This window comes from Pseudomonas sp. WP18 (genome assembly GCF_036689585.1).
In the GTDB taxonomy this organism is placed as follows: Bacteria; Pseudomonadota; Gammaproteobacteria; order Pseudomonadales; family Pseudomonadaceae; genus Aquipseudomonas; species Aquipseudomonas chlororaphis_E.
In genome coordinates this window covers 4,128,480-4,154,695 of the sequence record NZ_CP144758.1, presented here as the reverse complement: position 1 = coordinate 4,154,695, position 26,216 = coordinate 4,128,480, and the positions used below count along the sequence as shown (strand labels likewise).

Below are 26,216 nucleotides of genomic sequence, written 5' to 3'. Positions count from 1 at the left end.
GGGGTCATGCCTGGCTTGGCAGCGGAGCGGTAATACGGCCGGTTACGACCGGCCTGGCACGCCAGGGCTTGCAGGTTCGAGTCTGGTCCGCTCCGCCAGTTACGAGAAGGCGCATCCTCGGATGCGCCTTTCTTCTATCCGGATTCTACCCACGCTCCACGGTTGCCTAAATTTGAAGTTCAACCGTTTCTGGGGGACGCATGCTGCAGAATATCAGGGACAATTCACAAGGCTGGATTGCCAAAACCATCATCGGGGTCATCGTCGCGTTGATGGCGTTGACCGGTTTCGATGCCATTTTCCAAGCCTCTTCCAACCGCAATGAAGCGGCCAAGGTCAACGGCGAGAACATCAGCCAGAACGAGCTGAGTCAGGCTGTCGACATGCAGCGCCGCCAGCTCATGCAACAGCTGGGCAAGGATTTCGACGCCTCCCTGCTGGACGAAAAGATGCTGCGTGATTCGGCGCTCAAGGGCCTGATCGATCGCAAGCTGCTGCTGCAAGGCGCACACGATGCGAAATTCGCCTTCTCCGAAGCCGCGCTGGATCAAGTGATCCTGCAAACGCCTGAGTTCCAGGTCGATGGCAAGTTCAGCGCCGAACGTTTCGACCAGGTGATCCGCCAACTGGGTTACAACCGGATGCAGTTCCGCCAGATGCTGGCCCAGGAAATGCTGATCGGTCAGTTGCGCGCAGGCCTGGCAGGTAGCGGCTTCGTCACCGACGCTCAGGTACTGGCCTTCGCCCGCCTGGAAAAGCAGACCCGTGATTTTGCCACCTTGAGCATCAAGGCCGACCCGTCAGCCGTGAAGTTGACCGACGACGAGGTCAAGGCTTACTACGACAAGCACGCCAAGGAATTCATGACGCCTGACCAGGTGGTCATTGATTACCTCGAACTGAAAAAGGCCGCGTTCTTCGACCAGGTCAGCGTCAAGGATGAAGACCTGCAGGCGGCGTACCAGAAGGAAATCGCCAACCTGTCCGAACAGCGTCGTGCCGCTCACATCCTGATCGAAGTGAACGACAAGGTCAGCGAAGCCCAGGCCAAGGCGAAGATCGAAGAGGTCCAGGCACGCCTGGCCAAGGGCGAGTCGTTTGAAGCCCTGGCGAAGGAGTTTTCCCAGGACCCGGGTTCGGCGAACAACGGCGGTGACCTCGGTTATGCAGGTCCGGGTGTCTACGATCCCGAGTTCGAGAAGGCGCTGTATGCCTTGACCAAGGATCAGGTTTCGGCACCGGTGCGCACCGACTTCGGTTTTCACCTGATCAAGCTGTTGGGGGTCGAAGCGCCTGAAGTGCCGACCTTTGCCAGCCTCAAGGACAAGCTGACCCGCGAGCTGAAGACCCAGCAGGTCGAGCAGCGTTTCGTCGAGGCGACCAAGCAACTGGAAGATGCCTCGTTCGAAGCCTCCGATCTGGCTCAACCAGCCCAGGACCTGAAGCTGACGGTCCACACCTCGGCCCCGTTCGGCCGTGAAGGCGGGGAAGGGATTGCGGCCAACCGTGCCGTCGTCACTGCCGCGTTCAGCCCCGAAGTGCTGGAGGAGGGTGCCAACAGTACCGCCATCGAGCTGGATCCCGAGACGGTCGTGGTCCTGCGTGCCAAGGAGCACCGCAAGCCTGAGCAGTTGCCGCTCGAAAGCGTGGCCGGCCCGATTCGTGCCCAACTGGCCAAGGAACACGCCAGCGCGGCTGCCAAGACCAAGGCGGATGAGCTGATCGCCAACCTGCGCGATGGCAAGGCTGCCCTGGACAAGCCTGTCGACGGCCAGGCCTGGAAAGTCACCGAAGCGGCGAATCGCAACCAGGAGGGCATCGACCCTGCGGTATTGCAGGCGCTGTTCCGCATGCCCAAGCCGGAATCGAAGGACAAGCCGACGTTCACCAGCGTGACGTTGCCCGACGGTAGCCTGGCGGTTGTACGCCTGAACGGCGTCAACGAAGCAGCGGCTCCGACCGATGCAGAGAAAGCCGAGTACCGTCGCTACCTTGCATCGCGTGCCGGCCAGCAGGACTTTGCGGCCTATCGCAAGCAGTTGGAAAGCCAGGCGGACATCAAGCGTTTCTGATGCCTTGACGGTTGCCTACAAAAAGACCCCGGCCGAAACGCCGGGGTCTTTTTGTATCCGCTTGTTGCTTTCGAAGGGGCGTTCGTCGATCCACTGGATTGGCGTCTTTTTCCTGCAAACAACCCTCAGTAGACTTGTAACCCCCTTGAAACAAGATTACTCACGCTGTCAGGTCGCGTTCTGTTGCACAATACGCCCCGGATCGTTTTCCTCAGGATGTTCAATGTTCACATCATTTCAAATGCGCACACTCGGGCTTGCACTGGCGCTGGTCGCCGCAGCCGGTTGCTCGTCCAAGAAAACCGCGATTTACGAGCACGAGAGCTTCGATGATTCCGGTACGTTCTCGCGCACCTATCCCGTCAGCGACACGGCGACCTGTGAGGCCGGGCGTCGGGCGTTGCTCAGCCAGGGCTACATCATCACCAGCAGCGATCCGAAACTGGTCAGTGGCCACAAGAGCTTCCAGCAGACCGGTGAAACCCACCTGGAGATCAGTTTCAACCTGGTCTGTGCCGAAGACGGTGGGCCGGGGCATCGGGCGACCATGTTCGCCAACGCCTTGCAGGACCGCTATGCCCTGAAGAAGACCAACAACTCTGCGAGCCTGGGCGTCGGCGTGTTGGGTTCGGTGTCGATGCCGATCGGTTCGTCCGATGATGCGATGGTCAAGGTCGCCAGCGAAACCGTCTCGGCGGCCAAGTTCTATGAGCGCTTCTTTGCCTTGGTGGAGGTGTTCTTGCCGCCCGAGGCGAAGAAGAACGTCGAGAATGCCGACAAGCCGAAAGCTGAACTGGGGATGCCGGAACCCAAGGCGGAACCGGCTGCGCTGGCCCCTGCGCCGGCCGCCGAGCCGCAACCGGCGCCCGCGCCCGCACCGACCACGCCGACGGATAACGCCGCGCCGGCGGACACCGTTCCGGCCGCGTCCGAACCGGTGGCCCCGCCAAGCGAACCGGCGCCGATTGCGCCCGCCGAATATGCACCCTCGGTAGCACCGGAGTCGACGATGGAGGTCATCACGCCGCCACCGGCCAGCGACCTGCCACCGCCAACCGAGGCCATCCAGCCGCTTCCTTGATATTGAGGTGGGTGGTCAGCCTGGCACGTGCTGTTACACCTGCTTGCGCTAATTTCCCGGCGCTGTGCTACGTTTAAAACATGAAGCCTAGGCTTCATGTTTTATTCATAAAGCAGCTTTATTCTGACTCCAAGGCCATCAGGCATTGGTTTCAATGAAAGGGGAAGGACACGCAATGGACGATTATCAGGAAGAGCTGCTGGAATACCAGGCGTACGAACTGGACCCGCTGGAGCCTGCCGAAGATGCAACGGAGCTGTAAGCCCTCGGCACAGCATGAACCCTACACGGGCGCTTGGACTCAATGTGCCCTGTGGCTGCGCCGGAACTCTCCCGGCGTTTGTGCGTTCCAGCGCTTGAAGGCTCGTTGGAATGCCTCGGCTGAGGCAAACCCCAACAGGTAGGCGATCTCACCGAACGCCAGTTCGGTATCGCGAATGTAAGTCATGGCCAGGTCGCGGCGTGTGTCGTTGAGGATGGCGCGAAACTGCGTACCTTCTTCGGCCAGCTTGCGGCGCAGGGTCCAGGTGGGCAGCTTCAGGCGCGCCGCCACTTCTTCCAGGTCGGGCTCCCGGCCACCGTTAAGCAAGGGTCCCAACAGTTGGATGATGCGCTCGCGCAGGCTGCGGGTGCGGGTCAGCTGTTCCAATTCCCGTTCACACAACTGAACCAGGTGTTGCCAGGTACTGGGGCAATGCTGCGGGTTTCGCTGGGCCAGGCTGTCGAGGCCCAGGCGCAGTTGATTCTGCTCGGCGCCAAACTGGATCGGGCCGTCGCCTAGCACGCGGTAGGCTTCCAGGTACGCCGGCTCTTCGAATTCGATGTCGATGCGCTCCGGTCGCAGCGCGATGCCGCTCACGCTGGACAGTTGGGTGAGCCAGCCGGCGACGATCGAATCCACCACGAAGCGGTTGTAGGCGTTGTACGGGCTGATGGAATAGAACCGCAGCCAGGCGCCCCGGGCATCCTCGTGGAAGCTGGATTGGCCGCGGTAGTTGGAACCGTACAGCGGCTCGAAGCGGATCAGGCAGCGGGCGGCTTCGCGCACGGTGGGTGCCTGGGCGGCGGTAACACCTGCCAGCCCGGCCTGGCTCAATCGGCTGAGCTGGCCCATGCGCAGGCCCAGGGCCGGGTTGCCGGTCTGCTGGATGGCGGCGTGACCCAGGCGCATATAACGAGGGATCGACAGGCGTGCGCCGGGTTCGGCCAAGCGCGTGGCATCGAGGCCGTACTGTTCGAGCAACGGTTGGGGATCATGCCCATGGCTGGCGATCGCGTCTGCCAGGCTATGGACGAAGCCCACCGATAAATCCCCGAGGCGCATCGGTTGCGGCTTCATGGTCACAGCCAAAGGTTCAGCAGGCGTGCGCCACGGGCCTGGCCATCGGGGAAATGCTGGCCGTCGTGGCTGATGAAGCTTTGGCCGCTGCTGCCACTGTCCCAGAACTGGCCCCGCAGGAACACGCTGACGCCGCCTCGGGCCTGGCTGATGGGCAACTGGCTGGTCAATGTCAGGCGATGCCAGGCCTGGCCTTCGCTGGTTTCACCGGGCTTGAGGCTCACTTCGCTGGGCGTGGACAGACCTTTATAGCCGCTCCAGGGTTTGTCCCAGGTATCGCGCCCGATGACGAAGGCGGGCACCGCGATCAGTTGTGCGCCCAGCTCGTTGAGCTGTCGGTAGTGGACCGGGTACCAGCTGTCGCTGCCGATCAGTACGCCCAGGCGCCCGGCGGGGGTGTCGACGACATGGATGGCGTCCGGGCGATCAGCCTCCAACACGTCCCGCTGCTCGAACACCGGATGTCGCTGGCGTTGTGGCTGGCCCATCGGAAGGCCATCGCTGCCGAACACCAGGCTGCTGTTGTACAGCGCGCCTGCGCCCACCTTCAGCGTATCTTCGCTGACGCTGGGCTCGGGGAGAATGATGGAGCCGGCCACCAGGGTGACGCCGAACTCCTTGGCCAACCCGCCAAACAGCGCCTGGTAGTCGTGGGCCATGCGCTGGGCTTTCATGCGCAGGTAGGCATCGTCCAGGCGGTTCTCGCCGTGGGTGCTGAGCAGCGCTCGGATAAACGCCAGTGGATTGCTCGCCGCCAGCCAGTTCATGGCTTCCTTGAAGGTTGTGGCCTGGTACAGCTCGTCCTTTTCACCGCTGACCATCAGCCAGGTGCCGATGTGCTCGGGCAACACCACGATGGTTTTTTCGTTGAGCAAACCCTGCTCGCGCGCGGCCTGCAGGTAGGCCGCCAGTTTGCGGTGCAGGCGCTCGGGGGTCTGGTAATCGGTGGGGAACAGTTCGGGTTGGATGCCCAGCAGGTTGCCGCGGTCGGCGGGCGTGCCCTGGTCGACTGCCAGGTTGATGCGCAGGTCCGACAGGTAATGACCCGCCGGCCGATCCGCCGTCCACAGTGCATAGGTGATCAGGACGGCGACCAAGGCCAGGGAAAACAGCAGGTACAGAAATTTGCGCATGGGGTAAACAGTCAGCGGCCGTGTGCGGTTATTACGGCGCAGGGTACGGTAAAACCGGCCATTCGCCAAAGGATGCACATGTTCCAAAGTGCATGCAGGCGTATGCAGAGGGGGTGGCCGCCGGCAGGTAAGCGCGAGCTTCACAGCCCTCCGGGGCCAAGCGCCCTTGCCAGGGGCAGTGCAGATGGGCCTCAGGCGCCAGTGGTCCACGCGCTGCACATTTGGATCATGAAGTTGTCAGTTACGGTCATTGAGCGCTCGCAGTCCGGCTCTTAGGCTGTGGGGCATGACTGAGGGAGGCCGCAGAGCTTCCACCTTTTCCGTGATCGCCCGTTGTGGAGTTACCGATGACCGCCGCCCATTACCCGCACCTGCTGGCTCCGTTGGACCTGGGTTTTACCACCTTGCGCAACCGTACCCTGATGGGCTCGATGCACACCGGTCTTGAAGAAAAACCGGGTGGTTTCGAACGCATGGCGGCGTATTTCGCCGAGCGTGCCCGAGGCGGCGTGGGCCTGATGGTCACCGGCGGGATCGGGCCGAATGATGAGGGCGGCGTCTACTCCGGGGCGGCCAAGCTGACCACCGAAGAAGAAGCCCTCAAGCACCGGATCGTGACCCGCGCCGTGCACGAGGCCGGCGGCAAGATCTGCATGCAGATTCTCCACGCCGGGCGCTATGCCTACAGCCCCAAGCAAGTGGCGCCCAGCGCGATCCAGGCGCCGATCAACCCGTTCAAGCCCAAGGAGCTGGACGAGGAGGGCATCGAGAAGCAGATCCGCGATTTCGTCACCTGTTCGGTGCTGGCCCAGCAGGCCGAGTACGACGGCGTCGAGATCATGGGCTCGGAAGGGTATTTCATTAACCAGTTCCTGGCCGCCCACACTAACCACCGCACCGACCGCTGGGGTGGCAGCTATGAAAACCGCATGCGCCTGCCGGTGGAGATCGTTCGCCGGGTACGCGAAGCGGTGGGCCCGAATTTCATCATCATCTTTCGCCTGTCGATGCTCGACCTGGTGGAGGGTGGCAGTTCCTGGGACGAGATCGTCCAACTGGCCAAGGCCATCGAGCAGGCTGGCGCGACGATCATCAACACCGGTATCGGCTGGCACGAGGCGCGGATTCCCACCATCGCCACCAAGGTGCCGCGAGCCGCGTTCAGCAAGGTCACGGCCAAGTTGCGTGGTTCGGTCGGCATTCCGCTGATCACCACCAACCGGATCAACACGCCGGAAGTGGCCGAGCAGATCCTGGCCGAAGGCGATGCCGACATGGTCTCCATGGCGCGGCCGTTTCTGGCAGACCCGGAGTTCGTCAACAAGGCAGCGGCGGGGCGTGGGGATGAGATCAACACCTGCATCGGCTGCAACCAGGCCTGCCTCGACCACACCTTTGGCGGCAAGCTCACCAGTTGCCTGGTGAACCCGCGGGCGTGCCATGAAACCGAGCTCAACTACCTGCCGGTGACCCAGGTGAAGAAGATCGCCGTGGTGGGGGCCGGGCCGGCCGGGTTGTCCGCTGCTACCGTGGCGGCCGAGCGGGGCCACCAGGTGACCCTGTTCGATTCGGCCAGCGAAATCGGCGGCCAGTTCAACGTCGCCAAGCGTGTACCGGGCAAGGAAGAGTTCTACGAGACCCTGCGTTACTTCAATCGCAAGTTGCAGACGACGAATGTCGAGTTGTGCCTCAACACTCGGGTGGATGTGGCGACCCTGGTGGACGGCGGTTATGACGAGATCATCCTGGCCACTGGCATTGCGCCGCGCGTGCCGGCGATTCCCGGTGTGGAGCATGCCAAGGTGTTGAGCTACCTGGACGTGATCCTGGAGCGCAAGCCAGTGGGCCGCAGCGTCGCGGTGATCGGCGCTGGCGGTATCGGCTTCGACGTGTCGGAGTTCCTGGTGCATCAGGGCGTCGCCACGAGCCAGGACCGCGAGGCATTCTGGAAGGAGTGGGGGATCGACACACGGCTTCAGGCCCGCGGTGGTGTGGCCGGGATCCAGGCCGAACCCCATGCCCCGGCGCGCCAGGTATTCCTGTTGCAGCGCAAGACCTCCAAGGTTGGCGACGGCCTGGGCAAGACCACCGGCTGGATTCACCGCACGGGCCTGAAGAACAAGCAGGTGCAGATGCTCAACAGCGTCGAATACCTGAAGATCGACGACCAGGGCCTGCATATTCGCATCGGTGAAGCCGGCGAGCCTCAAGTGCTGCCGGTGGACAACATCGTGATCTGCGCCGGCCAGGATCCGCTGCGTGAATTGCAGCAAGGCCTGGAAGCGGCGGGGCAGACCGTTCACCTCATCGGCGGTGCCGATGTGGCCGCGGAGCTGGATGCCAAGCGCGCGATCAACCAGGGGTCGCGGTTGGCGGCACAGTTGTAAGGTCTGTCCATGGGGGGCGGGCTCACCTGACTCCATGTGTGGAAGCGAGCCTGCTTGCGAAGGCGTCCAATCAGTCACTGCAATCGTGACTGACCAAGCGTTTTCGCGAGCCGGTTCGTTCCCTCAGGTTTGTGTATTGTCCGGCCCGTTGCGGCCAAGCTGTTAAGATTCCGGCGTCTTTCTCTTCGGCCTGCCGCCATGCTGCTTCCCGCCCTCGACTGGCATCCCCAACCTCGACTCGAACCCTTGCCCCTCGACTGGCTCGCCCTCGCCGGTGTTGAAGTGGCGGTGTTGCGCCTGGACCAGATCGACCCGCTGATCAGCGGCAACAAATGGTTCAAGCTGGTGCATCATTTGCGCGCGGCACAGGAGGCGGGAGCCGAGGGGGTGATGAGCCTGGGCGGGGCCTATTCCAATCATCTGCATGCGTTGGCGGCTGCCGGCAAGCGCTTCGGCTTTCCGACGCTCGGACTGCTGCGCGGTCACCCCATGGACACGCCCACGGTGCGGGACCTGAACGCGTTCGGCATGCAATTGCATTGGTTGGGGTATGGCGGCTACCGCGAGCGCCACGCGGCGGATTTCTGGGGGCCCTGGCAGGCGCGTTATCCACAGTTGTATCCCGTGCCCGAAGGCGGCTCAGGATTGGCCGGCGCCCAAGGTTGCATGGCGTGGGTGGCCAGTGTCCGCGAACAACTGGCGCGATTGGGGTGGGCGGATTATCACGGCTGGTGGCTGGCGTGCGGCACGGGGACGTCGCTGGCGGGGCTGGTGCTGGCCGAAGCGGGCGAGCGCCCGGTGTATGGGGTGCTGGCCGTGCCCGAGGACCACGGGGTGGCGCCGCAGGTCGAGCGCATCGTGACGGCGGCCGGGCTGACTCGGGCGCGTTATGAACTGCTCGACGGCAGCCGCGGCGGTTTTGCCCGGGTCGATGCCCAGCTCAGCGACTTCATTTTGACCACGGGCGCCATCGAGTTGGAACCGCTGTACACCGGCAAGGCGCTGATGCTGCTCAAGGCTCAGGTCGAAGCCGGGCGGTTCGCCCGAGGTACGCGCCTGATCTTTGTGCACACCGGCGGCTTGCAAGGCCGCCGGGGGCTCGAATAGACCGTCTTCAGCCGCGCTTGGGTATCATCCGCAGCAGCGTGTTGTCGCGCACCACGTAGTGGTGATACAGCCCCGCCAGGGCATGCAGGCCAATCAACCAATAGCCGATGGTGCCACCCAGCACGTGCCAGCCCTCCAGCTGTTTGGCGAAATCCTTGTCCTGATGAGTGATCAGAGGCAGGTCGAAACCGTAGAACATGACCTGGTGCCCTTCGGCGCTGGTGATCAGCCAGCCCAGCAGCGGCATGGCGATCATGAACAGGTACAGGGCCCAGTGCATCAGGCGAGCGAGGAAGGTCTGCCAGACAGGCGATGCCGGGAAGATCGCCGGCGCCTTGCCCATGCTGCGGGCGAACAGGCGCAGCCAGACCAGCAGGAACACCGTCAGGCCGAGCATGAAGTGGGCTTCCTTGATCAGGGTTCGACCGCCGCTGCCCTTGGGGAAGATTCCACGGAACTCGATGCAGGCATAAACCACGGCCAGCAGGACCACCATCAACCAATGCAAGGTGACCGTGACGGTACTGTAGCGGCTTTCTGAGTTTTTCCAGGGCATTGCAGGTATCTCCAACAATCAGGGTAGAGCGCCGTCTTTTGCGGCGTTGTGTTTACTGTAAGCCCGTTTCGCTGGGTTTGCTTGTGCTGGATCACGTTTTGTCAGGGAGCAAGGTCGGGCGGGTTCAGAAGCCAGTCCAAAAGCAGCCCGGCATCCGGTGTGTGCTGTGGTGATTGCGGTGCGGCGGTCGAGCCGGCGCCGGTGTCGAAAACGCCGGGACAGAGCACCGGCCGGTCGGGATCGCCGTCGAGAAAACTCACCAGCACCTGGCTGCCCGCCGTCAGTACAGGAGGAGTGCCGAGCGATAATCGCGACACCGGCAGGGCGATGGCTTCCTGGTCCGGCGCCCACAGGCTGACACTGACCTGGCCGTGTTCATCGGGCCTGGCCGGTTGGCCGGCGTGGCCGAGCACGTGGGCCAGGTGATAGCCAGGAATGCGGGGCTTGGGATGCCTGAGGGCGGGCCTGAACACGGTGGACCAGGGGATGGCGGTGAATCGGTTGCGGTACTGCCGGGTCGACGGGGTGGCGGGCAGGTTCGGTTCAAGGATGGAAAACTGTCGACCGCGATGTTGCACGTCAACGATCAGCCATTGATCGTTGAAGGTTGACACCGGGTGTTCGTCGATCTGGACGAGGTGGCCGCCACGCAGGGCCGGTTGGGTGCTTTGGCCGTGGATCTCCCGTTGCCGGCAGCGTAGCCGTTCAAGGTGGCGACGACCGGCCTGGTGACGGTGAGCCAGGGCCGGGTCGCCCCGCAGGGCCTGGTGAGCCGGGCTGTCAAAGGCGTGGTTGGCGGCGAAGGCCTCGGTCTCGCCCATGGCCCGGTCGCTGAACCCGCCGGGCGGGGTGGGGGTCATGGGCTGGTGGCGCAGGTACAACCGCTGGATCGCCGGCTCCGCGCTGGCGTCCGGCCGCAGGGGCAATGCCAGCGGCGCAGGGGGAAAGCTCTGCGGGTCTTCGGCAAACACCAGGACATGGCCCTGGGGGCTGTGCTCAAAGTGGTAGTGGATGCCTTCTTCCTCGCACAGCCGTTGCAGCAAGGCCAGGTCGCTTTCCTCGTATTGGATGCAGAACGGACGGCGCGGGTATTGCCCATGGGGCAGTTCGAAGCGGTAGCTGTCGGTGGGCAGGGCGTGGTCGTCCAGCAGGCGCTGCAGCATCTGCACGGCGCTGAGCCGGTTGAACACCCGCCGCCGTGGGCCTTGTTCCAGGCGCTGGAGGTAAGGCACCAGCGTCACCCGATAGCCGATGCGATGGGACGCGGGCGCGCTCAGGTGGACGCTGTGGACGACCCCGTGGATGCCCGATTCGGCGTCCAGGCGCAGGAAGGCCGGTTGCCCCAGCAGCGTGTCGGGGTTCATCGGTGGCGCCAGGCTGATCAGTTCGAGGTTGAAGCGGTAGGGTTGGTTGAGGGCTTCGCGGCCGTTGAACCGTAGCACTTGCAGCTGCAAATCGCTTTGCGTGAAGGTCAGGCTGAAAGGACTTTCCATGTCGTTGCGCATCGCGGCTCTTACTGGCGGGGAGAAGCGCAGAGGGTACGAAACCGTGGACGGGAACGGGGCCTGTGCGGCGCTATTTCAGAAAGGCCCTACAAGATGCTGCGCAAATGTCGATCCAGCAGGCCGAATTTTTTGGTCGATCAGCCGGTTTAGGCCGTATAAACTGGCGCCACAGCGCCGGCCAGCAGATGTCTCGGCGCGTCAGACAAGAGAGTGAGTGATGGGCGCACAGTGGAAGGTTAAACACAAAGAAGCGGCTGCGAACGCCAAGGGCAAGATCTTCGGCAAGCTGGTGAAGGAAATCACCATTGCCGCGCGCAACGGCGCCGATACAGCGACCAACGCGCACCTGCGCCTGGTGGTCGAGCAGGCGAAAAAGGCCTCGATGCCCCGCGAGACCCTGGAACGTGCGATCAAGAAAGGTTCGGGCCAGCTCGGTGAAACCGTGCAGTACCACCGTGTCACCTACGAGGGTTTCGCGCCGCACCAGGTGCCGCTGATCGTTGAGTGCGTGACCGACAACATCAACCGCACCGTTGCCGAGATCCGTGTGGCCTTTCGCAAGGGCCAGCTGGGGGCTTCGGGTTCGGTGGCGTGGGACTTCAACCATGTGGGCATGATCGAAGCCGCGCCGGACAGCCCGGATGCCGATCCGGAACTGGCCGCCATCGAGGCCGGTGCCCAGGATTTCGAGCCGGGCGAAGAGGGCGCGACCCTGTTCCTTACTGACCCTGCCGACCTCGACGCCGTGCAGAAGGCCTTGCCGGAGCAGGGTTTCACGGTGCTGTCGGCCAAGCTGGGCTACCAGCCGAAAAACCCGGTCAGCGGCCTGACCGACGAGCAGATGGCTGAAGTCGAAGCCTTCCTCGAAGGCCTCGACAACCACGATGACGTGCAGGACATGTTTGTCGGGTTGGCGGGGTAAGCAGCCCTTTGGGCGGCGAGGGAGCACGCTTCCTCGCCGCGGTCAGCGTTTCAACCCGCTCAAAAGCGCTTCAATTTCCTCGAAACCCGGTCGCGCCAGCACCTCCGGCTGGCAGCAACGTGACTGCAAGCCTTGCAACGTTGCCTGCATCGCCCCCTCGGGCGTCGGCTCGATGCGCGCCAGCAGTTCCCCCAACAAGATCCCGAAGGCACGCACTTCGATGCGTTGCAGGGCACGCGTCTGCACGGTGTCGGTGGTGGCGTGGAACGACGCTGCGCCAAAATCCCCCAACAGGCAGTCGCCCTGGTCATTGAAAAGAATGTTGTGAGCGTACAGATCGCCATGGGTGATGCCCTGGCGGTGCAGGTGGGCTGCCACCGCAGCGATGCCGTGGGCGATGCGCAAGGCGGCGGGCGCATCGAGGCGCAATTCGTCGGCGTACACATCGCGGGTGCACGAGGCCAGGCTCGGCAGCCCAGCGAGGTTGCGGTAGCGGGGCTCGATCAGTGCCATCACCAGCCCGGCCTGTTGCTCGGGATGCCCGACGACCTGGCCCAACACCTCAATCAACTGCGGATGCCGGCCCGCGGTGATGCAGGCATGCATTTCATGCAGGGGCGAGCCGTCGCTGGTCATCTGGCCTTTGTACAGCTTCACCGCGACGGTCCGAGGCGCCTGGCCCGGGGCCTGCCACAGCGCTTGATGGATCACGCCCGATGCACCCTCGCCCAGGGTGTGTTGCAGAGTCAGTTGCGACCAGTCAATGGGTGTCGTGGTGTTCAGTGCGGCGAGGTCGGCCTGGGTTTCCAGCGGGTTGCCGGCGTAGGCCAGCCAACTGAGACGCGGCAGTTGCAGCAGGCCGGGCGGCAGTTCGTCCAATTGATTGGCGGCGATGCGCAGCAGCTCGAGACGTTGGCACTGGCCCAGGCTGGCCGGCAACTGGCGCAGGCGATTGCCGGCCAGCATCAGTTTTTGCAGATCCGGGCGTTGGCCCAGCTCATCGGGTAACTGGCTGATGCAGTTGTCCGTCAGGATCAGCCAGCGCAGCCGTGGCGGCAGGGCGGCGCCCGTGACACGCTCGATGCGGTTGGCCTTGAAACCGACCATGGTCAATGCGTCGCATCGACCCAGGCATTCGGGCAGTTCGGTGAAGCGGTTGTCCGAGCAGAACAACACCCGTAGACGGGTCAGCCGATGCAGGTCGTCGGGCAGCGCGTCGAGCTGGTTGCCGCTGAGATTGAGGATCTCGAGCGTGTCGGCCAGGTCGAAGATTTCCGGGGGAAACTGTGTCAGGCCGCAGGCCAGGTCCAGGCGGGTGACGCCCGAGAGCTGGCCGGCGCGAAGTCGTGTGAGGGTATCCATGGGGAGCGGTCGCTGTCGATCCAGAAGCGTCTGATGCCCGCTATTCTGTTACAAAACCCTGTGGCGAGGGAGATAAATCCCCTCGCCACACGCGCCATACCGGTTAGCGCTCGACGCTGCGGTTCCACCGCGCATTCCAGGCGGGGCGCTGTTCGTTGACCTGGTCCCAGTCCACGGCAATGGCGGTTTCCAGGTATTGCTTCATCGCTTGTACCTGGCCACGGGTCTTGTCGGTGGTCGGGGTGTTGGGGTTGGACGGGATCTGGTCGCCTTCTTCCAGGGCAATGGCCTGGGCTTCAGGCGTCAGCAGGAAGGCGGCGAGTTTCTGCGCCAGTTCGGGTTGGGTGTTCTGGGCGATGGTGCATTCGGCGACGTTGAGGACCACCGCGCCTTCCTTCGGCTGCGCGTATTCCACCGGCATGCCCTTGAGTTTCAGCGCGGTCACCTGGGTCGGCGTGAGCGGGAACAGCGCCGCTTCGTCGGTCTGCAGCATTTCAGAGATCTTCGCCGAGCTTGGAATGTACTCCAGCACGTTGCGCCCGACGGTGTTCGGCCAGGCCTTGAAGCCCGGTTCGACGTCATTTTCACTGCCGCCCTGGATCCGGTTGAACATCAGGAAACCGTGCAGGCCGAAGGTCGACGAGGCCATCGACTGGAACACCACTTTGTCCTTGAAGCGCGGGTCGGCCAGGTCCATCCAGGAGGTCGGCGCGCTCCAGCCCTTTTCCTTGAACAGCCGCGTGTTGTAGGCCAGCCCCGTCACCCCGAGGCTGACGGCCACGGCCTGGTCCTTGATACGACCCTTGGCCGGGATCTGTGCCAGGGTCGGGCTGTCTTCGAGTTTGTCGCACAGCCCCATGGAGATGGCGCGGTACATGATGCCGTCATCGAGGAACATCACGTGCATCTGCGGGTTGCCTTTGCTGGCCTGGACCTTGGCCAGGATGTCGGCGGACGTACCGGGCACGATCACCACCTTGACGTTGTTGGCTTTCTCGAAGGCCGGCAGGACCTTGTCGGCGTAGAGCCGTTCCATGGTGCCGCCGTTCATGCCCAGGTAAAGCGTTGGCTCGGCGTATGCCTGGCCGGCGGTGAGCGATGCGCTCAAGCAGGCACAACCCAGCAGTGCAGTGCGTTTGACGTTATTCATGGCGCGACCTTCCTCTATCAAGCAACGGAGATGGAGTGAAACCGGGTGATGGAAAACGCATCCAGCGGCGTGCTCGACGCGCCGCTGCAGATGATCTCGGTGAGCGCCTGGCCCACCGCGGGGCCGATCTGGAAGCCGGCGCCGGCAAAGCCGAACGCATGCAACAGGCCGGGTTGGGTGCTGCTGGGGCCGATCACCGGCTGGCGATCGGGCAGGTAACCTTCGGTGCCGCTCCAGGTACGAATCGCCTGGGCGCCTTCCAAAAATGGATAGAGTTCCACGGCCTGGCGCAGGATTTCGACCACGGCATTCTGCCCGGGCCGGGTGCGCGCTTCGTCCAGGGCAAAACCCTGGCCGCCGCCCAGGACACAATTGCCCCGTGCGACCTGGCGTGCGTAAATCCCGCCGCCTTCGACGCCAGTGCTGGCATCCATGACCACGGGCAGGGGTTCGGTGACCAACATTGCCGGATGCCCGGCGTGCATCGGCGCCGCTTCGCCGAATTGCGCGGCGAAGTGGCTCGCCCAGGCTCCGGCGCAGTTCAGCAACCAGGGCGCATGGAGCACCAAGCCAGGCCGGGTTTGAACGGTGAAGCGATGGCCGTCATGGTCCACGCTGTCGACGGCGCATTGTTCGTGCACTTGTGCGCCGTGCCGGCGGGCGGCCTGGGCAAAGGCCGGCGACACCAGGCGCGGATTGGCGTGGCCGTCATCCGGGCACAGCGATGCCCCGACCGCCACGGCGCCGACCCACGGGAAGCGGGCACGCAATTGATCGCGATCGAGCAGTTGCAGGTCGAGGCCGAAGCCCTGGCTGCTGGCGGCGTAGTCGTGCAGGGCGCGAAGATCGTCGAGGCTGCGGGCCAGTTTCAGGTGGCCGCTGCGCTGGTACTCGCCGTCGATGCCGATCAACTGGGGGAGCTGGCTCCAGATTTCATGGGCCCGTTGCGACAACGGCAGTTGCGACAAGGGACGACCCTGGCGCCTGACGCCACCGTAGTTCACGCCGCTTGAGTGCGACCCGCAGAAATCCCGCTCCAGCAGCGCCACCCGACGTCCGGCCCGGCTCAGGAACAACGCGGCCGAGGCGCCCACGATGCCGCCGCCAATGATCACCACGTCGACGTCGCTCATGGCGCCACCTCCAGGCCGAACGGCACGGGTTTGATGGGCGCCTGGGCCCGCAGGCGGCCGATGTCGGAGACCGGGCGGCCACTCTCGCAGGCAATGATTTCCGCCGCCGCGGCGCCGCACATACGGCCCTGGCACCGGCCCATGCCGACCCGGCAATGGGCCTTGACCCGGTTGATCTCCCAATGGCCTTCGCCCACCACCCGGCGAACGTCACCGACGCTGACTTCTTCGCAGCGGCAGATCATCAGTTGATCGGCGGCGTTGGCGGCCCAGCCTTCGGGGAAGGCAAATGCGCGCTCCAGGCCTTGCCGGAACCGGCCGATGCGCTCCAGGGCCTGCTCCAGTTGGTGGCAGCGCTGCGAATCGATCCGGTAGCCAAGGTCTTCGAGCAGGGCCAAGGCGGCGCGCTCCCCGGCCATTTCCGCTGCGTCGGCGCCCATGATGGCGGCGCCGTCGCCGGCCAGGTAGACCCCGGAGACGCTGCTACGCCCGGCACCGTCGCGTTGCGGCAGCCAGGCGCGGTTGAGGGGGTTCCAGGAAAACCCGCAGCCGAGCAGGTCGGCCAGCTGGGTTTCGCTGCGCAAGCCATGGGCGAAGGCCACCGCGTCGCACTCGAGGGTGTGCTCGCCCTTGGCGTTGTGCCAGCGCAGCGATTGCACCCGGCGTGTGCCGTCGATGCGCGACAGGCGGGCGCCTTGCAGCACCTTGATGCCGTGGGCCGTCAGCCAGGCGCGGTAATACAGCCCCTTGGCCAGGGTGGTGGGCTGAGCCAGCAAGCCGGGCAGGGCGCGAACCTGGGCGCTGAACGGTGAACTGTCGAGCACGGCGACCACCTGGGCGCCCGCGCGGGCGTACTGATACGCCACCAGGTACAACAGCGGTCCGCTGCCGGCGAACACCACCCGCTCGCCGATGGCGCAGCCCTGGAACTTCAGGGCGATCTGCGCCGCGCCGAGGCTGTACACCCCCGGCAAGGTCCAACCCGGCACGGGCAGGATGCGGTCGGTGGCGCCGGTGGCGACGATCACGCTGGCGTATTCGAGGCGCTCGGCGCGCCCTTCGTGCAAGGTGTCCAGAAGACCGCCCTCGGCGTTCCATACCAGTGTGTCGGGACGGTAATCGAGCTGTTCGCGCAGGTCGTCGAGGGTCTGGTGCAGGGCATTGGCCTTTTGCGCCTCGAAGCCATAGAGCTTGACCGGCGAGCGCTTGAAGTTGGCCGGTTGGCGCCGATAGATCTGTCCGCCGCCGCGGGCTGCCTCGTCCAGCAGAACGGGGTAGACACCGTGGGCGACCAGGGTTTGCGCAGCACGAATGCCGGCCGGGCCCGCGCCGATGATGGCGATGGGTTTCATGGCCACCTCCTCGGTTGGGGTTGGGGATTTGCGGCGCGGGTGAAGCCGCCTTCGCGGGCAAGCCCGCTCCCACAATGATCTAGTGGTGATTCTCGATGCTGTGTTCGCCACCCATCCCCTGTGGGAGCGGGCTTGCCCGCGAAGGCGGCGGCACATTCAGCGAAGGCGGCGCTCATACGCGCCGCCCCGGTTCACGGCTGATCTGATGGCCTGCTTCGAGCAGGGTCGAGCAGGCTCGGACGCGGCGGCCGTCGCCCAGGCGGACCCAGCAATCCTGGCAGGCGCCCATCAGGCAGAAGCCGGCCCGGGGTTCGGCGCTGAAGTCGCTGCCGCGCAGGTGGTCGCTGCAGGTCAACACGGCCGTGAGCAGGGTGTCGCCCAACAGGCCGGTGGCCGGTGCGCCGTCGAGGGTAAAGTGCAGGGCCGGGCGGTCGCCTTCGGCCAGTCGTTTCAGCAGAGCCATGGCGCCCTCATTGCTTACCTACCAGGACCCGATCCAGGCCATAGACCCGATCGAGCAGAATCATCGTCAGTGCCGTGAGCGCGATGACCAGGGCCGATACCGCCGCCATCATCGGGTCGATGGATTCAGTGGCGTAGACGTACATGCGCACCGGCAAGGTCTGCGTGGCCGGCGAGGTGACGAAGATCGACAACGTCACCTCATCGAAACTGTTGATGAACGCCAGCAACCAGCCCCCGGCCACCCCCGGCAGAATCATCGGCAGGGTGATTTGCCGAAACAGCGTAAAGCGCCCGGCCCCCAGCGATTGCGCGGCCTGCTCGGCACTGCGGTCCAGGCCGATGGCCGAGGCGAGCACCAGGCGCAGCACATACGGCGTGATCACCAGCACGTGGGCGAAGATCAGCCAGGTGAAATTGCCATTCACGCCCATCAGGGCAAACAGACGCAGCAGCGCCACCCCCAGCACCAGGTGCGGAATGATGATCGGCGACAGGAACAGGCCGTTGAAGAAGTCCCGGCCGGGGAATTCGAGCCGGGTGATCGCCAGGGCCGCCGGCACCGCGATCACCGTGGCCAGCGAGGCGGCGCAGAACGCCAGGATCAGGCTGTTGTAGAACGCATCGACAAAGTCTGCGCGTTCGAACACGGCGCGGAACCAGCGCAACGAAAACGTCGTGGTCGGCAGGCTCAGGGTGTTTTCCGGGGTGAAGGCCACGAGGCACACCACCACCAGCGGCGCGAGCATGAACACCACCACCAAGGCATGGAACAACAGGGCGAAAGGACCGTTCCTGGACATGACGAATTACCCCAATGACTTGTTGTAGCGGCCTTCGATCATGCGGTTCCACGAGAGCATGATCAGCAGGTTGAGCAGCAGCAGCGCGACGGCGATGGCGGCCCCCATGGGCCAATTGAGTTCCGACAGGTACTGGTCGTAGATCAGCGTGGCGACCATTTTCAGGCGACGCCCGCCGAGCAATCCGGGGATGGCGAACGAGCTGGCGGCGAGGCCGAACACGATCAGCGTGCCCGACAGCACGCCGGGCATGATCTGTGGCAGCACCACCTGACGGATCACCGTGAACTGACTCGCCCCCAGCGACAGCGCGGCCTGTTCGGCGGCGGGATCGAGTTTCTGCAGCGAGGTCCAAACCGGGATGATCATGAACGGCAGCATCACGTGGACCAGGGCAATGACCACGGCAAACGGCGTGTAAAGCAGTTTCATCGGTGAGCCACCGAAGGCCTGCAGCGTCTGATTGACGAGGCCGTCGGCGCCGAGCAGCAGGCTCCAGCCGAAGGCGCGGACCACCACGGATATCAGCAATGGCGTGAGGATCAGGATCAGGAAAATCGAGCGCCACGGCGCGCCCATGCGACTGAGAACGTAGGCTTCGGGCACGCCGATGAGTACGCACAGGAGGGTGGTCAGTGCACTGATCCACAAGGTGCGCAAAAAGATCTCGTAGAAGTACGGGTCACCGAGCAGGCTGGCGTAGTGATCGACGGTGTAGGCGTTGCTGTCGATACCCGAGCCGTAGTCGAAGACATTGAACGACAGCACCAGCGTCAGGCCCAGCGGGACGACCAGCAAGCCCAGGTACAAGGCCAGGGCGGGCGCAGACATCAGGTAGCCGTTGCGTGCGCGGCGCATGGCCGCGATCCACTTCACGCAGGCACCTCGTCGTGGCTCAGCACCCGCAGCAACGCCGGGTCCCAGTCCAGGCCCACCGCCGTGCCTTCGGCCAGTGGTGCTCCGCCGTCGTTGCGCCGCACCACGCACAGTTCGCCGAGGCTGGTCGAGACGCCGTACAGCCATTGGCTGCCAAGAAAAAAGCGACTGGCCAGGGTGCCTTGCAGTCGGCCGGAGCCGGCGGGGCAGAGGTCGATTTTTTCCGGGCGCAGGCTCAGCGTCAGGTCGCCCTGGCCGTGGAGCGAGGCCTGGACGACGCCGTTGCTGTCGCGCTCGCCGGGCAGCAGGTTGGCTTTGCCGACGAAGCCTGAAATGAATTCGGTGCGCGGGTGTTCGTAGAGGGTGTAGGGCGCGTCGACTTGGGTGATGCGCCCGGCCTGCATCACCACGACGCGGTCACTGATGGACAAGGCTTCGGATTGGTCGTGGGTCACCATCAACGTGGTGATGCCGACTTCGCGCTGGATGCGGCGGATTTCGTATTGCATTTCCTCGCGCAGGTTGGCGTCGAGGTTGGACAGCGGTTCGTCGAGCAGCAGCACCGGGGGTTCGATCACCAGCGCCCGGGCCAGGGCCACGCGTTGGCGCTGGCCGCCTGACAATTCCCGGGGATAACGGTCGGCGTGCAGGTCCAGGCGCACCAGTTTCAGCACCCGCGCGACCCGTTGTTGCAGGTCCGCCTGGGGCACCTTGCGCATGCGCAGGCCGAAGGCGACGTTATCCCTGACGGTCATGTGGGGGAACAGGGCGTAGCTCTGGAAAACCACTCCCAGGCCACGACTGGCGGGCTTGGCGTGGGTGATATCGCGGCCGTCCAGCAGGATGCGCCCGCTGCTGACTTCGACGAAGCCGGCGATCATTTGCAACGTGGTGGTCTTGCCGCAGCCGGAGGGGCCGAGCAGGGAGACGAATTCACCTTTGTCCACCGAGAGGTCGGTGGCGACCACGGCGTCGATGTCGCCGTAACGTTTGCCAAGTCCTTCAAGTTGCACGAAAGCCATCGCTGCGCTCCACCTGGAATTGTTATGCGTCGCCGTAAGGCGCGCTTTTTTGTATGGGCAGATACGAAAAAAGTGCTGCGGGTGCGTTGGCGCTCGACGTGGGTCGGCTGCCGCTGTTGTTCGAATCGCCCCTGTATGGACGCAGAGTAGGACGAAGAATAGGATGGGCTCAATGATCTATTTCATTGAGGCGATGACTATTTTCAGTTTCATTCGTTGAGTAAATTTCTTGCATGGATATTGAATGAATAATTCCACTGATCGGAATAATGAAAAGAGTGAAGTGGGCGTAGGCGCTGTCTCCCGGCTGTTCGCCGTGTTGCGCAGCCTGGGCGACACCGTCGAGGGTGGCGAACGGGTGACCCAGCTGGCCCAGCGCATCGGGTTGTCTCAGCCGACGACCCATCGCTTGTTGCGCAGCCTGATGGACGAGGGCATGGTCGAGCAGGACGCGCGCACCAAGCGCTACCGGCTGAGCCTGGACTTCTTCGCCCTGGCCGCCCGCGCAGGCAACACCGGCAATCTGCGCGAACTGGTGCGGCCGGCCATGCTGCGGCTGTCGGCGTCCCTGGGGGATTCGTTGTTCCTGCTGGCCCGCAGCGGGTTCGATGCCATCTGTCTGGACCGCAGTGAAGGGCCGTTCCCGATCCGCACGTTCACCGGCGACATCGGTGGCCGGGTGGCGCTCGGCGTGGGCCAGGGCAGCCTGGCGATCCTGGCGTTCCTGCCGGAGGAAGAGCGCGACACGGTGATTCATTACAACCTGCCGCGGCTCAAGGATTTCCACCTGTACGACGAAGTCTTCCTGCGTTCGGAAGTGGAGAACGTGCGTGCCCAGGGTTACGCCGGGCGCAACACCGGCGTGCTGCAGGGCATGGCCGGCGTGGCGGTGCCGATCCTGGACCGCGATGGCCGAGCCGTGGCGGCCTTGAGTGTGGCGACGATCAGCGACCGCCTGGGCCCTGATCGCCTGCCGACGGTGGTGGAAATGCTCAAGCGCGAGGCGGCGTCGATCGGGCCGCGAATCAACCCGTTCGACCCACTGCTGCGCCGGCCTTCGCAGGTGTTTGGACAGGGTTGAGGCCGCCCGGAGCCCTTGTGGGAGCGAGCTTGCTCGCGAAGGCGATGGCCGCAACACAATGAGGTTGCCTGACACACTGCCTTCGCGAGCAGGCCCGCTTCCACAGAGAAGGGCGATGGCATCCGTGGTTCAGGATTTCCCCGCCATGATCAGAAGTTCAGGGTCTGTTTGAGTCGCTGCGCTGTCGGCGTGTCGCTGGGGATGACCATCGCATAGTTGTAGCCTGGCCCGGACCAGTACTCGGCCTGCAGTTCGCCGTCGCGACGGCTGCCGCGCGGCAGCAGGAAATTCTTCGGGCCTGGTGGGCGCACGTAGAAGCTGATCTTTTCCCCGGTCGGGTCCTGGTAGACCACCATGGCCGCCGCGCCTTGTTCGGTGCTGAGCAGGCGGCCGCTGACTGGCTTGAAGCCGGCGTTCGACAGGTCCGGCAGGCGGTTGGCCTGGGTGAAGTAGCGGTCGAGCCAGGCTTGCATGCTGTGCTCATCGCCCGTCTGGTAATCGGCCGGCAAAACGCCTTGCTGGGCGAACAGGCGGTACGCCTGCAAGGCGTCGGCCATGGGCGCGGCACTTCTGAGCAGGGTCATTTCCCGCGCCTGCCAGCCGCTGAATCCCCCGACGCTAACGGCCAGCAGCAATACCGCCGCGCTGGCCAGGTGACGCCGGAGCCGGTGATTGAGGCGCCGGCGAATCATCGCCGGGTCGAGGGCTGGATTGGCCGGTTGTTGCAGCGTGCCGCCGAGGGCCGTGCGCAAGTGTTGCGCGTCCTGTTGCCAGGCCCGGACCCGGGCGGCGACTTCGGGATGATGGGCGAGGTAGGTTTCCACCAGGCGTCGGTCGGCTTCGCTCAGTTGGCGATCAACGTAGGCGTTCAGGTCGTTGTCGTTGGGGGGCATGTTGATCATTTGAGTATCCGCAGGGCGGGGCGGGTGATTTCGCCATCGCTGAGTTGGCGCAAGGCCTGGCGAGCGCGGGACAGCCGGGACATCACCGTGCCGGTCGGCACGCCGAGGATGTCGGCGACTTGCTGATAGCTCAGGCCTTCCACCGAGACCCACAGCAACAGTGCACGCTGTTCGGTCGTCAGTTGATCGAAAGCCTGCAGGGACGCCTGCGCGATCACGCTGCGTTCGGCCGAAGGGTGGGCCTCCTCGCGGCCGGTGAAAAACTCGAGCATGCGTGCATACCGTCGGGAACGGCGATGGGCATCGAGAAACTGCCGGTAGAGAATCGAAAACAGCCAGGCCCGCAGGTCGCCTTCCGGACGCTTGTCGCCCCATTTTGACAACGCCCGTTCCAGGCATGCCTGCACCAGGTCGTCGGCGTTGCTCGGGTTGCGCGTCAGCGACACGGCAAAGCGCCGGAGCCTGGGGATGAGTTCGCGCAACTGTTCATCGAATTCGTTCATGGGAGTGTGGCTTCTGGGGCAGTCACTGCGCCGGGACTGGAAAGACGACCCACGAACGAGATTATTCCAGCGCAGGAAAAATAAATACGAGGCGTGGGAATAAACCTGCTGGCCCTTCGTCTGACGGGTCCATTTCCTCAAACGGCCTTGAGCCTTGGAGCTTCGTCATGGTTGACCCTTCCTCCTCATCGAGCAGGCCGCCGCTGGGTGCCGCCGGCCTGACCCTGCGCCTGGCCGGCATTGGCGTGATTGTCGCGGCGCTGGCCGGGGCTTTTGCCTACGTCAACGGCACCCTCGACCCACAGCGCCTGACGCCCAATGCCTTGGTCAACGTGCTGGAAAAAAACAACGGCGTGCATCCGGGCTTTCGCCGCAATCACTCGAAAGGTGTCTGCGTGGCGGGCTATTTTGAAAGCAGTGGCGAGGCCGCGGCCTATTCCAGCGCCCAGGTCTTCACGCAGCCGCGCACGCCAGTGGTCGGGCGTTTCGCCTTGCCCAGCGGTAACCCGTATGCACCGGACGCGAGTGTCCCGATTCGCAGCCTGGCGCTGCGGTTCACCCAGGAAAACGGCCAGCAATGGCGCACCGGCATGAACAGCATGCCGGTGTTCCCGGTGGGCACGCCCGACGCGTTCTACCAGTTGCAACAGGCTCAATCGCCGGATCCGGCCACGGGAAAACCGAACCCTGCCGCGGCGCCGGCGTTCTTTGCCGCGCACCCGGAGGCCACGCCGTTCCTGCAATGGATCAAGACCGCCAAGCCATCGGCCAGTTATGCCACCGAGACCTATAACGGCATCAATGCCTTTTACCTGGTCAACCCTGCCGGCCAGCGCCAGGCGGTGCGCTGGGGCGTGGTGCCGCAGAGCCAGGACGCCGCGGATGCGACGCTGCCCCAGGGGGCCGATTTCCTTGAGCAGGATCTGGTGAAGCGGCTCGCGGCCGGGCCACTGCGTTGGCAGTTGAGGATGACCCTGGCCGATCCGGGCGACCCGGTGAACGATGCCAGCAAGCCCTGGCCGACGGAGCGCAAGGTGATCAATGCCGGTACGCTGGTGCTGGAACGCTCCCAGGCGCAGGACCAAGGCGAGTGCCGCGATATCAACTATGACCCGCTGATCCTGCCAGCCGGCATCGAAGGGTCCGATGATCCATTGTTGGCGGCGCGCTCCGCTGCGTACGCCACTTCCTACCTGCGGCGCACCAGCGAAGTGAGCCAACTGCCCGCCACCCAGGAGGCCCGCCCATGAGCGCCCCCCGTCACTTTGCTCCGCTGGCCCGACTGCTGCACTGGCTGATGGCGCTGATGATCATCGCCATGTTGTTCATCGGCGCCGGCATGGTCGCCTCGGTGTCCGAACGTCATGAATGGTTACTGCAACTGCACAAACCCTTGGGCATCGCGATTCTGCTTCTGGTGATCGTGCGCCTGGTGGTGCGTTTCTGCACTCGGCAACCCCCGCTGCCGGCCGATCTGCCGGGTTGGCAGGTGCTGGCGGCCAAGGCTTCGCATGTGCTGTTGTACGCCTTGATGCTGGTCCTGCCGCTGTTGGGCTGGGGCATGATTTCAGCGGCGGGTGACCCGGTGATGCTCGGCCATTGGCTGCAACTGCCGTCGATCCTGCCCGCGCATGCGCAGACCTTCGCCCTGTTGCGCAAGGCTCATGGCTACCTGGCTTACCTGTTGTTCCTGACGGTGCTGGTGCACCTGGCGGCGGCGTTGTTTCACGCCTGGGTACGTCGGGACGAGGTGTTGGACAGTATGTTGCGCGGCAAGGGTTGAAACATCGGTGGCGAGGGCGTTCTCTCCCTCGCCACCGATCATGGGGACCGGCGCAGGATCAGCGTAACTCGTCGACCAAATCGCCCAGGGTGCTCAATACGTCCTTGCCCAACTGCATCGAGCGTTTGCCGGACCAGCCGGTGAGCGGGTTCGGATGATCGTTGTGGTCCTTGAACGGCATTTCCAGAGTCAGTGACAGGCAGTCGTATTTCTGCCCGACCGCGTTGCAGGCCAGCGTCATGTTGGCCTGGCCCGGTTCGTCGCGGACGTAGCCGTGGGTGGTCTGGAAGTCTTTGGTCTGGTGCTTGAGGTGGCTGCGAAAGCGTTCTTCAAGGTGGGCGATACGCGGGGTGTAGCCGGGGTTGCCCTCGCAGGCGGCGGTGAAGACGTGGGGGATTTCCTCGTCGCCATGCACGTCCAGGAACAGGTCGACGCCGTACTTTTCCATCTGCTGCTGTACGAAAAACACCTCGGGGCTGATCTCCGGGCTGGCGTTCTGCCAAGCGCGGTTGAGGTCCTGGCCATTGGCATTGGTGCGCAGGTGCCCATGGAATGCGCCGTCCGGGTTCATGTTAGGCACCAGGTACAGGTCGGCCTTGTCCAGCAGCCGGTTCAGTTGCGCATCATCCGCGTGCTGGAGGCGCTCGATCACGCCTTCCATGAACCACTCGGCCATGTGTTCGCCGGGATGCTGCTGGGCGATGATCCAGATCTTGCGCCGGCCGTCGCTGCCATTGCCCTTGCGCAGCAGCTGGATGTCACGGCCTTCGACGCTCTTGCCCACGGCCAGCAGTTCGGTGCCGGCCTTGTGCAGTGCCTGTTCGATCAGCCAGTCGTGACGGCCACGGCTGTAGGGTTCGAAGTAGGCGAACCAGGCGTGGGGCTGTTCGGCTTCCAGGTGAAAGCGCAGGGCGTCACCCTCGAACTGGGTCGGAATGCGGAACCAGTTGACGTGGTCGTAGGACGCGACGGTCTGGTAGCCGGTCCACGCCTTGTTGTACGACGATTGGCTGGCATTGAGCAGGCGGAAGGAATATTCCTGGCCGACATGCAGGCCGCTGGCCTTGAAGTGGAACCACTGCAAATGCGGGCTGCGGGTATCGGGCCGGATCTTGAGCAGCGACTGCAACGGGTTGCTGATGTCGACGACTTCAATGTTGCCGCTGTCGAAGTTGGCGCTGATATCGAAGGAAGATTTAGCCACGGTCACGATTCCTGAACAGGATTTTATGGCCGTTACTTTACACGCTGGGAAGGGAAAGTCAGGACGATTTACATCAAGCAAAGAGCGGGGGCGTCCTCCCTGGACGCCGAATCAGATTAGAGAGTCCGCAATTGATTCTCAAGTGCTGGCAGTCGATCGTTTCGGCTTGCGCGGACTGGGATGCTTGAAAATAGATGTTCATTTGCTATCATCGCCGCCAACAGATTCAGCCACACCCAAAGACTTCATTAGCCTGAAGCCATAAGCCGAAAATCGGCAAAAAAAAGACCCGGCAAAAAGCCGGGTCAAAAACCGTGATTAGCCTGATGAGGAGATATTCCAGAAGTCCGACCAAGGTCTTCTGGGCTATCGACTGATCTCGCGACCAGTTGATGCAATAATAATCATTATCATTTGCAAGTCAAATGGTTTTATCGCATCGATTGGAAAAATTTTCCTGTTGTCCGCGTTCCGCGCCAAC

Annotated in this window: 23 protein-coding genes; 8 read left to right on the top strand and 15 right to left on the bottom strand. The window is 63.9% G+C overall.

Annotated features, from left to right (window positions below; all coding sequences use genetic code 11):
- Window positions 1–200 precede the first annotated feature (200 nt).
- Together V5F23_RS18290 and V5F23_RS18285 are read left to right on the top strand one after the other, a co-directional pair.
- Complete coding sequence (locus V5F23_RS18290) at window positions 201–2,072, top strand: SurA N-terminal domain-containing protein (protein ID WP_123579786.1); 1,872 nt, start codon at window positions 201–203, stop codon at window positions 2,070–2,072.
- Between the two features lie 223 nt (window positions 2,073–2,295).
- Entirely contained in the window at window positions 2,296–3,153 is an 858-nt protein-coding gene (locus tag V5F23_RS18285) for a DUF2242 domain-containing protein (RefSeq protein ID WP_042727835.1), read from the top strand.
- Between the two features lie 301 nt (window positions 3,154–3,454).
- Here V5F23_RS18285 and V5F23_RS18280 read toward each other — a convergent pair whose 3' ends face one another.
- Together V5F23_RS18280 and V5F23_RS18275 are read right to left on the bottom strand one after the other, a co-directional pair.
- On the bottom strand, window positions 3,455–4,492 hold the full coding sequence (locus V5F23_RS18280; RefSeq protein WP_042727834.1) for an AraC family transcriptional regulator: 1,038 nt from the start codon (window positions 4,490–4,492) through the stop codon (window positions 3,455–3,457).
- Between the two features lie 2 nt (window positions 4,493–4,494).
- Window positions 4,495–5,625 carry a carbon-nitrogen hydrolase family protein gene (locus V5F23_RS18275; RefSeq protein ID WP_212802823.1) on the bottom strand — a complete coding sequence of 377 codons (1,131 nt, stop codon included), beginning with the start codon at window positions 5,623–5,625 and terminating at the stop codon, window positions 4,495–4,497.
- A 347-nt stretch (window positions 5,626–5,972) separates the two neighbouring features.
- On the opposite strand from V5F23_RS18275, the gene V5F23_RS18270 reads away from it, so the two are divergent.
- Window positions 5,973–8,012 carry an NADPH-dependent 2,4-dienoyl-CoA reductase gene (locus V5F23_RS18270; protein ID WP_047739189.1) on the top strand — a complete coding sequence of 680 codons (2,040 nt, stop codon included), beginning with the start codon at window positions 5,973–5,975 and terminating at the stop codon, window positions 8,010–8,012.
- A 198-nt stretch (window positions 8,013–8,210) separates the two neighbouring features.
- Entirely contained in the window at window positions 8,211–9,119 is a 909-nt protein-coding gene (locus V5F23_RS18265; RefSeq protein ID WP_338495970.1) for a pyridoxal-phosphate dependent enzyme, read from the top strand.
- Between the two features lie 7 nt (window positions 9,120–9,126).
- Here V5F23_RS18265 and V5F23_RS18260 read toward each other — a convergent pair whose 3' ends face one another.
- Window positions 9,127–9,675: a cytochrome b gene (locus V5F23_RS18260; protein ID WP_338495968.1), complete on the bottom strand. Its 549-nt coding sequence runs from the start codon at window positions 9,673–9,675 to the stop codon at window positions 9,127–9,129.
- A gap of 101 nt (window positions 9,676–9,776) precedes the next feature.
- Window positions 9,777–11,180 (bottom strand): type VI secretion system tip protein TssI/VgrG, encoded by a 1,404-nt coding sequence (gene tssI, locus V5F23_RS18255; RefSeq protein ID WP_338495967.1) that lies wholly within the window; start codon window positions 11,178–11,180, stop codon window positions 9,777–9,779.
- A gap of 217 nt (window positions 11,181–11,397) precedes the next feature.
- Here tssI and V5F23_RS18250 point away from each other — a divergent pair, with 217 nt between their 5' ends.
- Window positions 11,398–12,102 (top strand): YebC/PmpR family DNA-binding transcriptional regulator, encoded by a 705-nt coding sequence (locus V5F23_RS18250; protein ID WP_047739186.1) that lies wholly within the window; start codon window positions 11,398–11,400, stop codon window positions 12,100–12,102.
- 42 nt (window positions 12,103–12,144) lie between these two features.
- Here V5F23_RS18250 and V5F23_RS18245 read toward each other — a convergent pair whose 3' ends face one another.
- The 8 genes from V5F23_RS18245 to V5F23_RS18210 all read right to left on the bottom strand — a co-directional run bounded on the left by V5F23_RS18245 (window position 12,145) and on the right by V5F23_RS18210 (window position 20,262).
- Complete coding sequence (locus V5F23_RS18245) at window positions 12,145–13,464, bottom strand: leucine-rich repeat-containing protein kinase family protein (RefSeq protein WP_338473697.1); 1,320 nt, start codon at window positions 13,462–13,464, stop codon at window positions 12,145–12,147.
- Between the two features lie 103 nt (window positions 13,465–13,567).
- Entirely contained in the window at window positions 13,568–14,614 is a 1,047-nt protein-coding gene (locus V5F23_RS18240; protein ID WP_047739185.1) for an ABC transporter substrate-binding protein, read from the bottom strand.
- 17 nt (window positions 14,615–14,631) lie between these two features.
- Window positions 14,632–15,747 (bottom strand): FAD-dependent oxidoreductase, encoded by a 1,116-nt coding sequence (locus V5F23_RS18235; protein ID WP_338495965.1) that lies wholly within the window; start codon window positions 15,745–15,747, stop codon window positions 14,632–14,634.
- Window positions 15,744–17,099 (bottom strand): FAD-dependent oxidoreductase, encoded by a 1,356-nt coding sequence (locus V5F23_RS18230; RefSeq protein ID WP_338495963.1) that lies wholly within the window; start codon window positions 17,097–17,099, stop codon window positions 15,744–15,746. The genes V5F23_RS18235 and V5F23_RS18230 overlap by 4 nt, the downstream gene beginning before the upstream one ends.
- A 172-nt stretch (window positions 17,100–17,271) precedes the next feature.
- Window positions 17,272–17,562: a (2Fe-2S)-binding protein gene (locus V5F23_RS18225; RefSeq protein ID WP_042729079.1), complete on the bottom strand. Its 291-nt coding sequence runs from the start codon at window positions 17,560–17,562 to the stop codon at window positions 17,272–17,274.
- Between the two features lie 7 nt (window positions 17,563–17,569).
- The gene (locus tag V5F23_RS18220; RefSeq protein WP_042729078.1) at window positions 17,570–18,364 is read right to left on the bottom strand and encodes an ABC transporter permease; all 795 of its coding nucleotides are present in this window, start codon (window positions 18,362–18,364) and stop codon (window positions 17,570–17,572) included.
- A gap of 6 nt (window positions 18,365–18,370) precedes the next feature.
- A complete protein-coding gene (locus V5F23_RS18215) occupies window positions 18,371–19,240 on the bottom strand; it encodes an ABC transporter permease (protein WP_123579794.1) in 870 nt (289 codons plus the stop codon).
- Window positions 19,237–20,262: an ABC transporter ATP-binding protein gene (locus V5F23_RS18210; protein WP_047739183.1), complete on the bottom strand. Its 1,026-nt coding sequence runs from the start codon at window positions 20,260–20,262 to the stop codon at window positions 19,237–19,239. Before V5F23_RS18210 ends, V5F23_RS18215 begins: the two co-directional genes overlap by 4 nt.
- 244 nt (window positions 20,263–20,506) lie before the next feature.
- On the opposite strand from V5F23_RS18210, the gene V5F23_RS18205 reads away from it, so the two are divergent.
- The gene (locus V5F23_RS18205; RefSeq protein ID WP_042729075.1) at window positions 20,507–21,343 is read left to right on the top strand and encodes an IclR family transcriptional regulator; all 837 of its coding nucleotides are present in this window, start codon (window positions 20,507–20,509) and stop codon (window positions 21,341–21,343) included.
- A gap of 149 nt (window positions 21,344–21,492) precedes the next feature.
- On the opposite strand, the gene V5F23_RS18200 is transcribed toward V5F23_RS18205, so the two are convergent.
- Together V5F23_RS18200 and V5F23_RS18195 are read right to left on the bottom strand one after the other, a co-directional pair.
- Window positions 21,493–22,245, bottom strand: coding sequence for an anti-sigma factor (locus tag V5F23_RS18200; protein WP_042729074.1), 753 nt, complete (start codon window positions 22,243–22,245; stop codon window positions 21,493–21,495).
- Complete coding sequence (locus tag V5F23_RS18195) at window positions 22,242–22,748, bottom strand: sigma-70 family RNA polymerase sigma factor (RefSeq protein ID WP_042729073.1); 507 nt, start codon at window positions 22,746–22,748, stop codon at window positions 22,242–22,244. The genes V5F23_RS18200 and V5F23_RS18195 overlap by 4 nt, the downstream gene beginning before the upstream one ends.
- A gap of 167 nt (window positions 22,749–22,915) precedes the next feature.
- Between V5F23_RS18195 and V5F23_RS18190 the strand changes: the two genes are divergently transcribed.
- Together V5F23_RS18190 and V5F23_RS18185 are read left to right on the top strand one after the other, a co-directional pair.
- On the top strand, window positions 22,916–23,998 hold the full coding sequence (locus tag V5F23_RS18190; protein ID WP_042729072.1) for a catalase family peroxidase: 1,083 nt from the start codon (window positions 22,916–22,918) through the stop codon (window positions 23,996–23,998).
- Window positions 23,995–24,531 carry a cytochrome b gene (locus V5F23_RS18185; protein ID WP_042729071.1) on the top strand — a complete coding sequence of 179 codons (537 nt, stop codon included), beginning with the start codon at window positions 23,995–23,997 and terminating at the stop codon, window positions 24,529–24,531. The genes V5F23_RS18190 and V5F23_RS18185 overlap by 4 nt, the downstream gene beginning before the upstream one ends.
- 58 nt (window positions 24,532–24,589) lie before the next feature.
- On the opposite strand, the gene V5F23_RS18180 is transcribed toward V5F23_RS18185, so the two are convergent.
- Window positions 24,590–25,741, bottom strand: coding sequence for a M14-type cytosolic carboxypeptidase (locus V5F23_RS18180; RefSeq protein WP_338495957.1), 1,152 nt, complete (start codon window positions 25,739–25,741; stop codon window positions 24,590–24,592).
- Window positions 25,742–26,216 lie beyond the last annotated feature (475 nt).

Bases quoted from the DNA above. Each gene is read 5' to 3' on its own strand.
- V5F23_RS18290 (WP_123579786.1), top strand. From the start codon at position 201: ATGCTGCAGAATATCAGGGACAATTCACAAGGCTGGATTGCCAAAACC.
- V5F23_RS18285 (WP_042727835.1), top strand. From the start codon at position 2,296: ATGTTCACATCATTTCAAATGCGCACACTCGGGCTTGCACTGGCGCTG.
- V5F23_RS18280 (WP_042727834.1), bottom strand. From the start codon at position 4,492: ATGAAGCCGCAACCGATGCGCCTCGGGGATTTATCGGTGGGCTTCGTC.
- V5F23_RS18275 (WP_212802823.1), bottom strand. From the start codon at position 5,625: ATGCGCAAATTTCTGTACCTGCTGTTTTCCCTGGCCTTGGTCGCCGTC.
- V5F23_RS18270 (WP_047739189.1), top strand. From the start codon at position 5,973: ATGACCGCCGCCCATTACCCGCACCTGCTGGCTCCGTTGGACCTGGGT.
- V5F23_RS18265 (WP_338495970.1), top strand. From the start codon at position 8,211: ATGCTGCTTCCCGCCCTCGACTGGCATCCCCAACCTCGACTCGAACCC.
- V5F23_RS18260 (WP_338495968.1), bottom strand. From the start codon at position 9,675: ATGCCCTGGAAAAACTCAGAAAGCCGCTACAGTACCGTCACGGTCACC.
- tssI (WP_338495967.1), bottom strand. From the start codon at position 11,180: ATGCGCAACGACATGGAAAGTCCTTTCAGCCTGACCTTCACGCAAAGC.
- V5F23_RS18250 (WP_047739186.1), top strand. From the start codon at position 11,398: ATGGGCGCACAGTGGAAGGTTAAACACAAAGAAGCGGCTGCGAACGCC.
- V5F23_RS18245 (WP_338473697.1), bottom strand. From the start codon at position 13,464: ATGGATACCCTCACACGACTTCGCGCCGGCCAGCTCTCGGGCGTCACC.
- V5F23_RS18240 (WP_047739185.1), bottom strand. From the start codon at position 14,614: ATGAATAACGTCAAACGCACTGCACTGCTGGGTTGTGCCTGCTTGAGC.
- V5F23_RS18235 (WP_338495965.1), bottom strand. From the start codon at position 15,747: ATGAGCGACGTCGACGTGGTGATCATTGGCGGCGGCATCGTGGGCGCC.
- V5F23_RS18230 (WP_338495963.1), bottom strand. From the start codon at position 17,099: ATGAAACCCATCGCCATCATCGGCGCGGGCCCGGCCGGCATTCGTGCT.
- V5F23_RS18225 (WP_042729079.1), bottom strand. From the start codon at position 17,562: ATGGCTCTGCTGAAACGACTGGCCGAAGGCGACCGCCCGGCCCTGCAC.
- V5F23_RS18220 (WP_042729078.1), bottom strand. From the start codon at position 18,364: ATGTCCAGGAACGGTCCTTTCGCCCTGTTGTTCCATGCCTTGGTGGTG.
- V5F23_RS18210 (WP_047739183.1), bottom strand. From the start codon at position 20,262: ATGGCTTTCGTGCAACTTGAAGGACTTGGCAAACGTTACGGCGACATC.
- V5F23_RS18205 (WP_042729075.1), top strand. From the start codon at position 20,507: ATGAATAATTCCACTGATCGGAATAATGAAAAGAGTGAAGTGGGCGTA.
- V5F23_RS18200 (WP_042729074.1), bottom strand. From the start codon at position 22,245: ATGATCAACATGCCCCCCAACGACAACGACCTGAACGCCTACGTTGAT.
- V5F23_RS18195 (WP_042729073.1), bottom strand. From the start codon at position 22,748: ATGAACGAATTCGATGAACAGTTGCGCGAACTCATCCCCAGGCTCCGG.
- V5F23_RS18190 (WP_042729072.1), top strand. From the start codon at position 22,916: ATGGTTGACCCTTCCTCCTCATCGAGCAGGCCGCCGCTGGGTGCCGCC.
- V5F23_RS18185 (WP_042729071.1), top strand. From the start codon at position 23,995: ATGAGCGCCCCCCGTCACTTTGCTCCGCTGGCCCGACTGCTGCACTGG.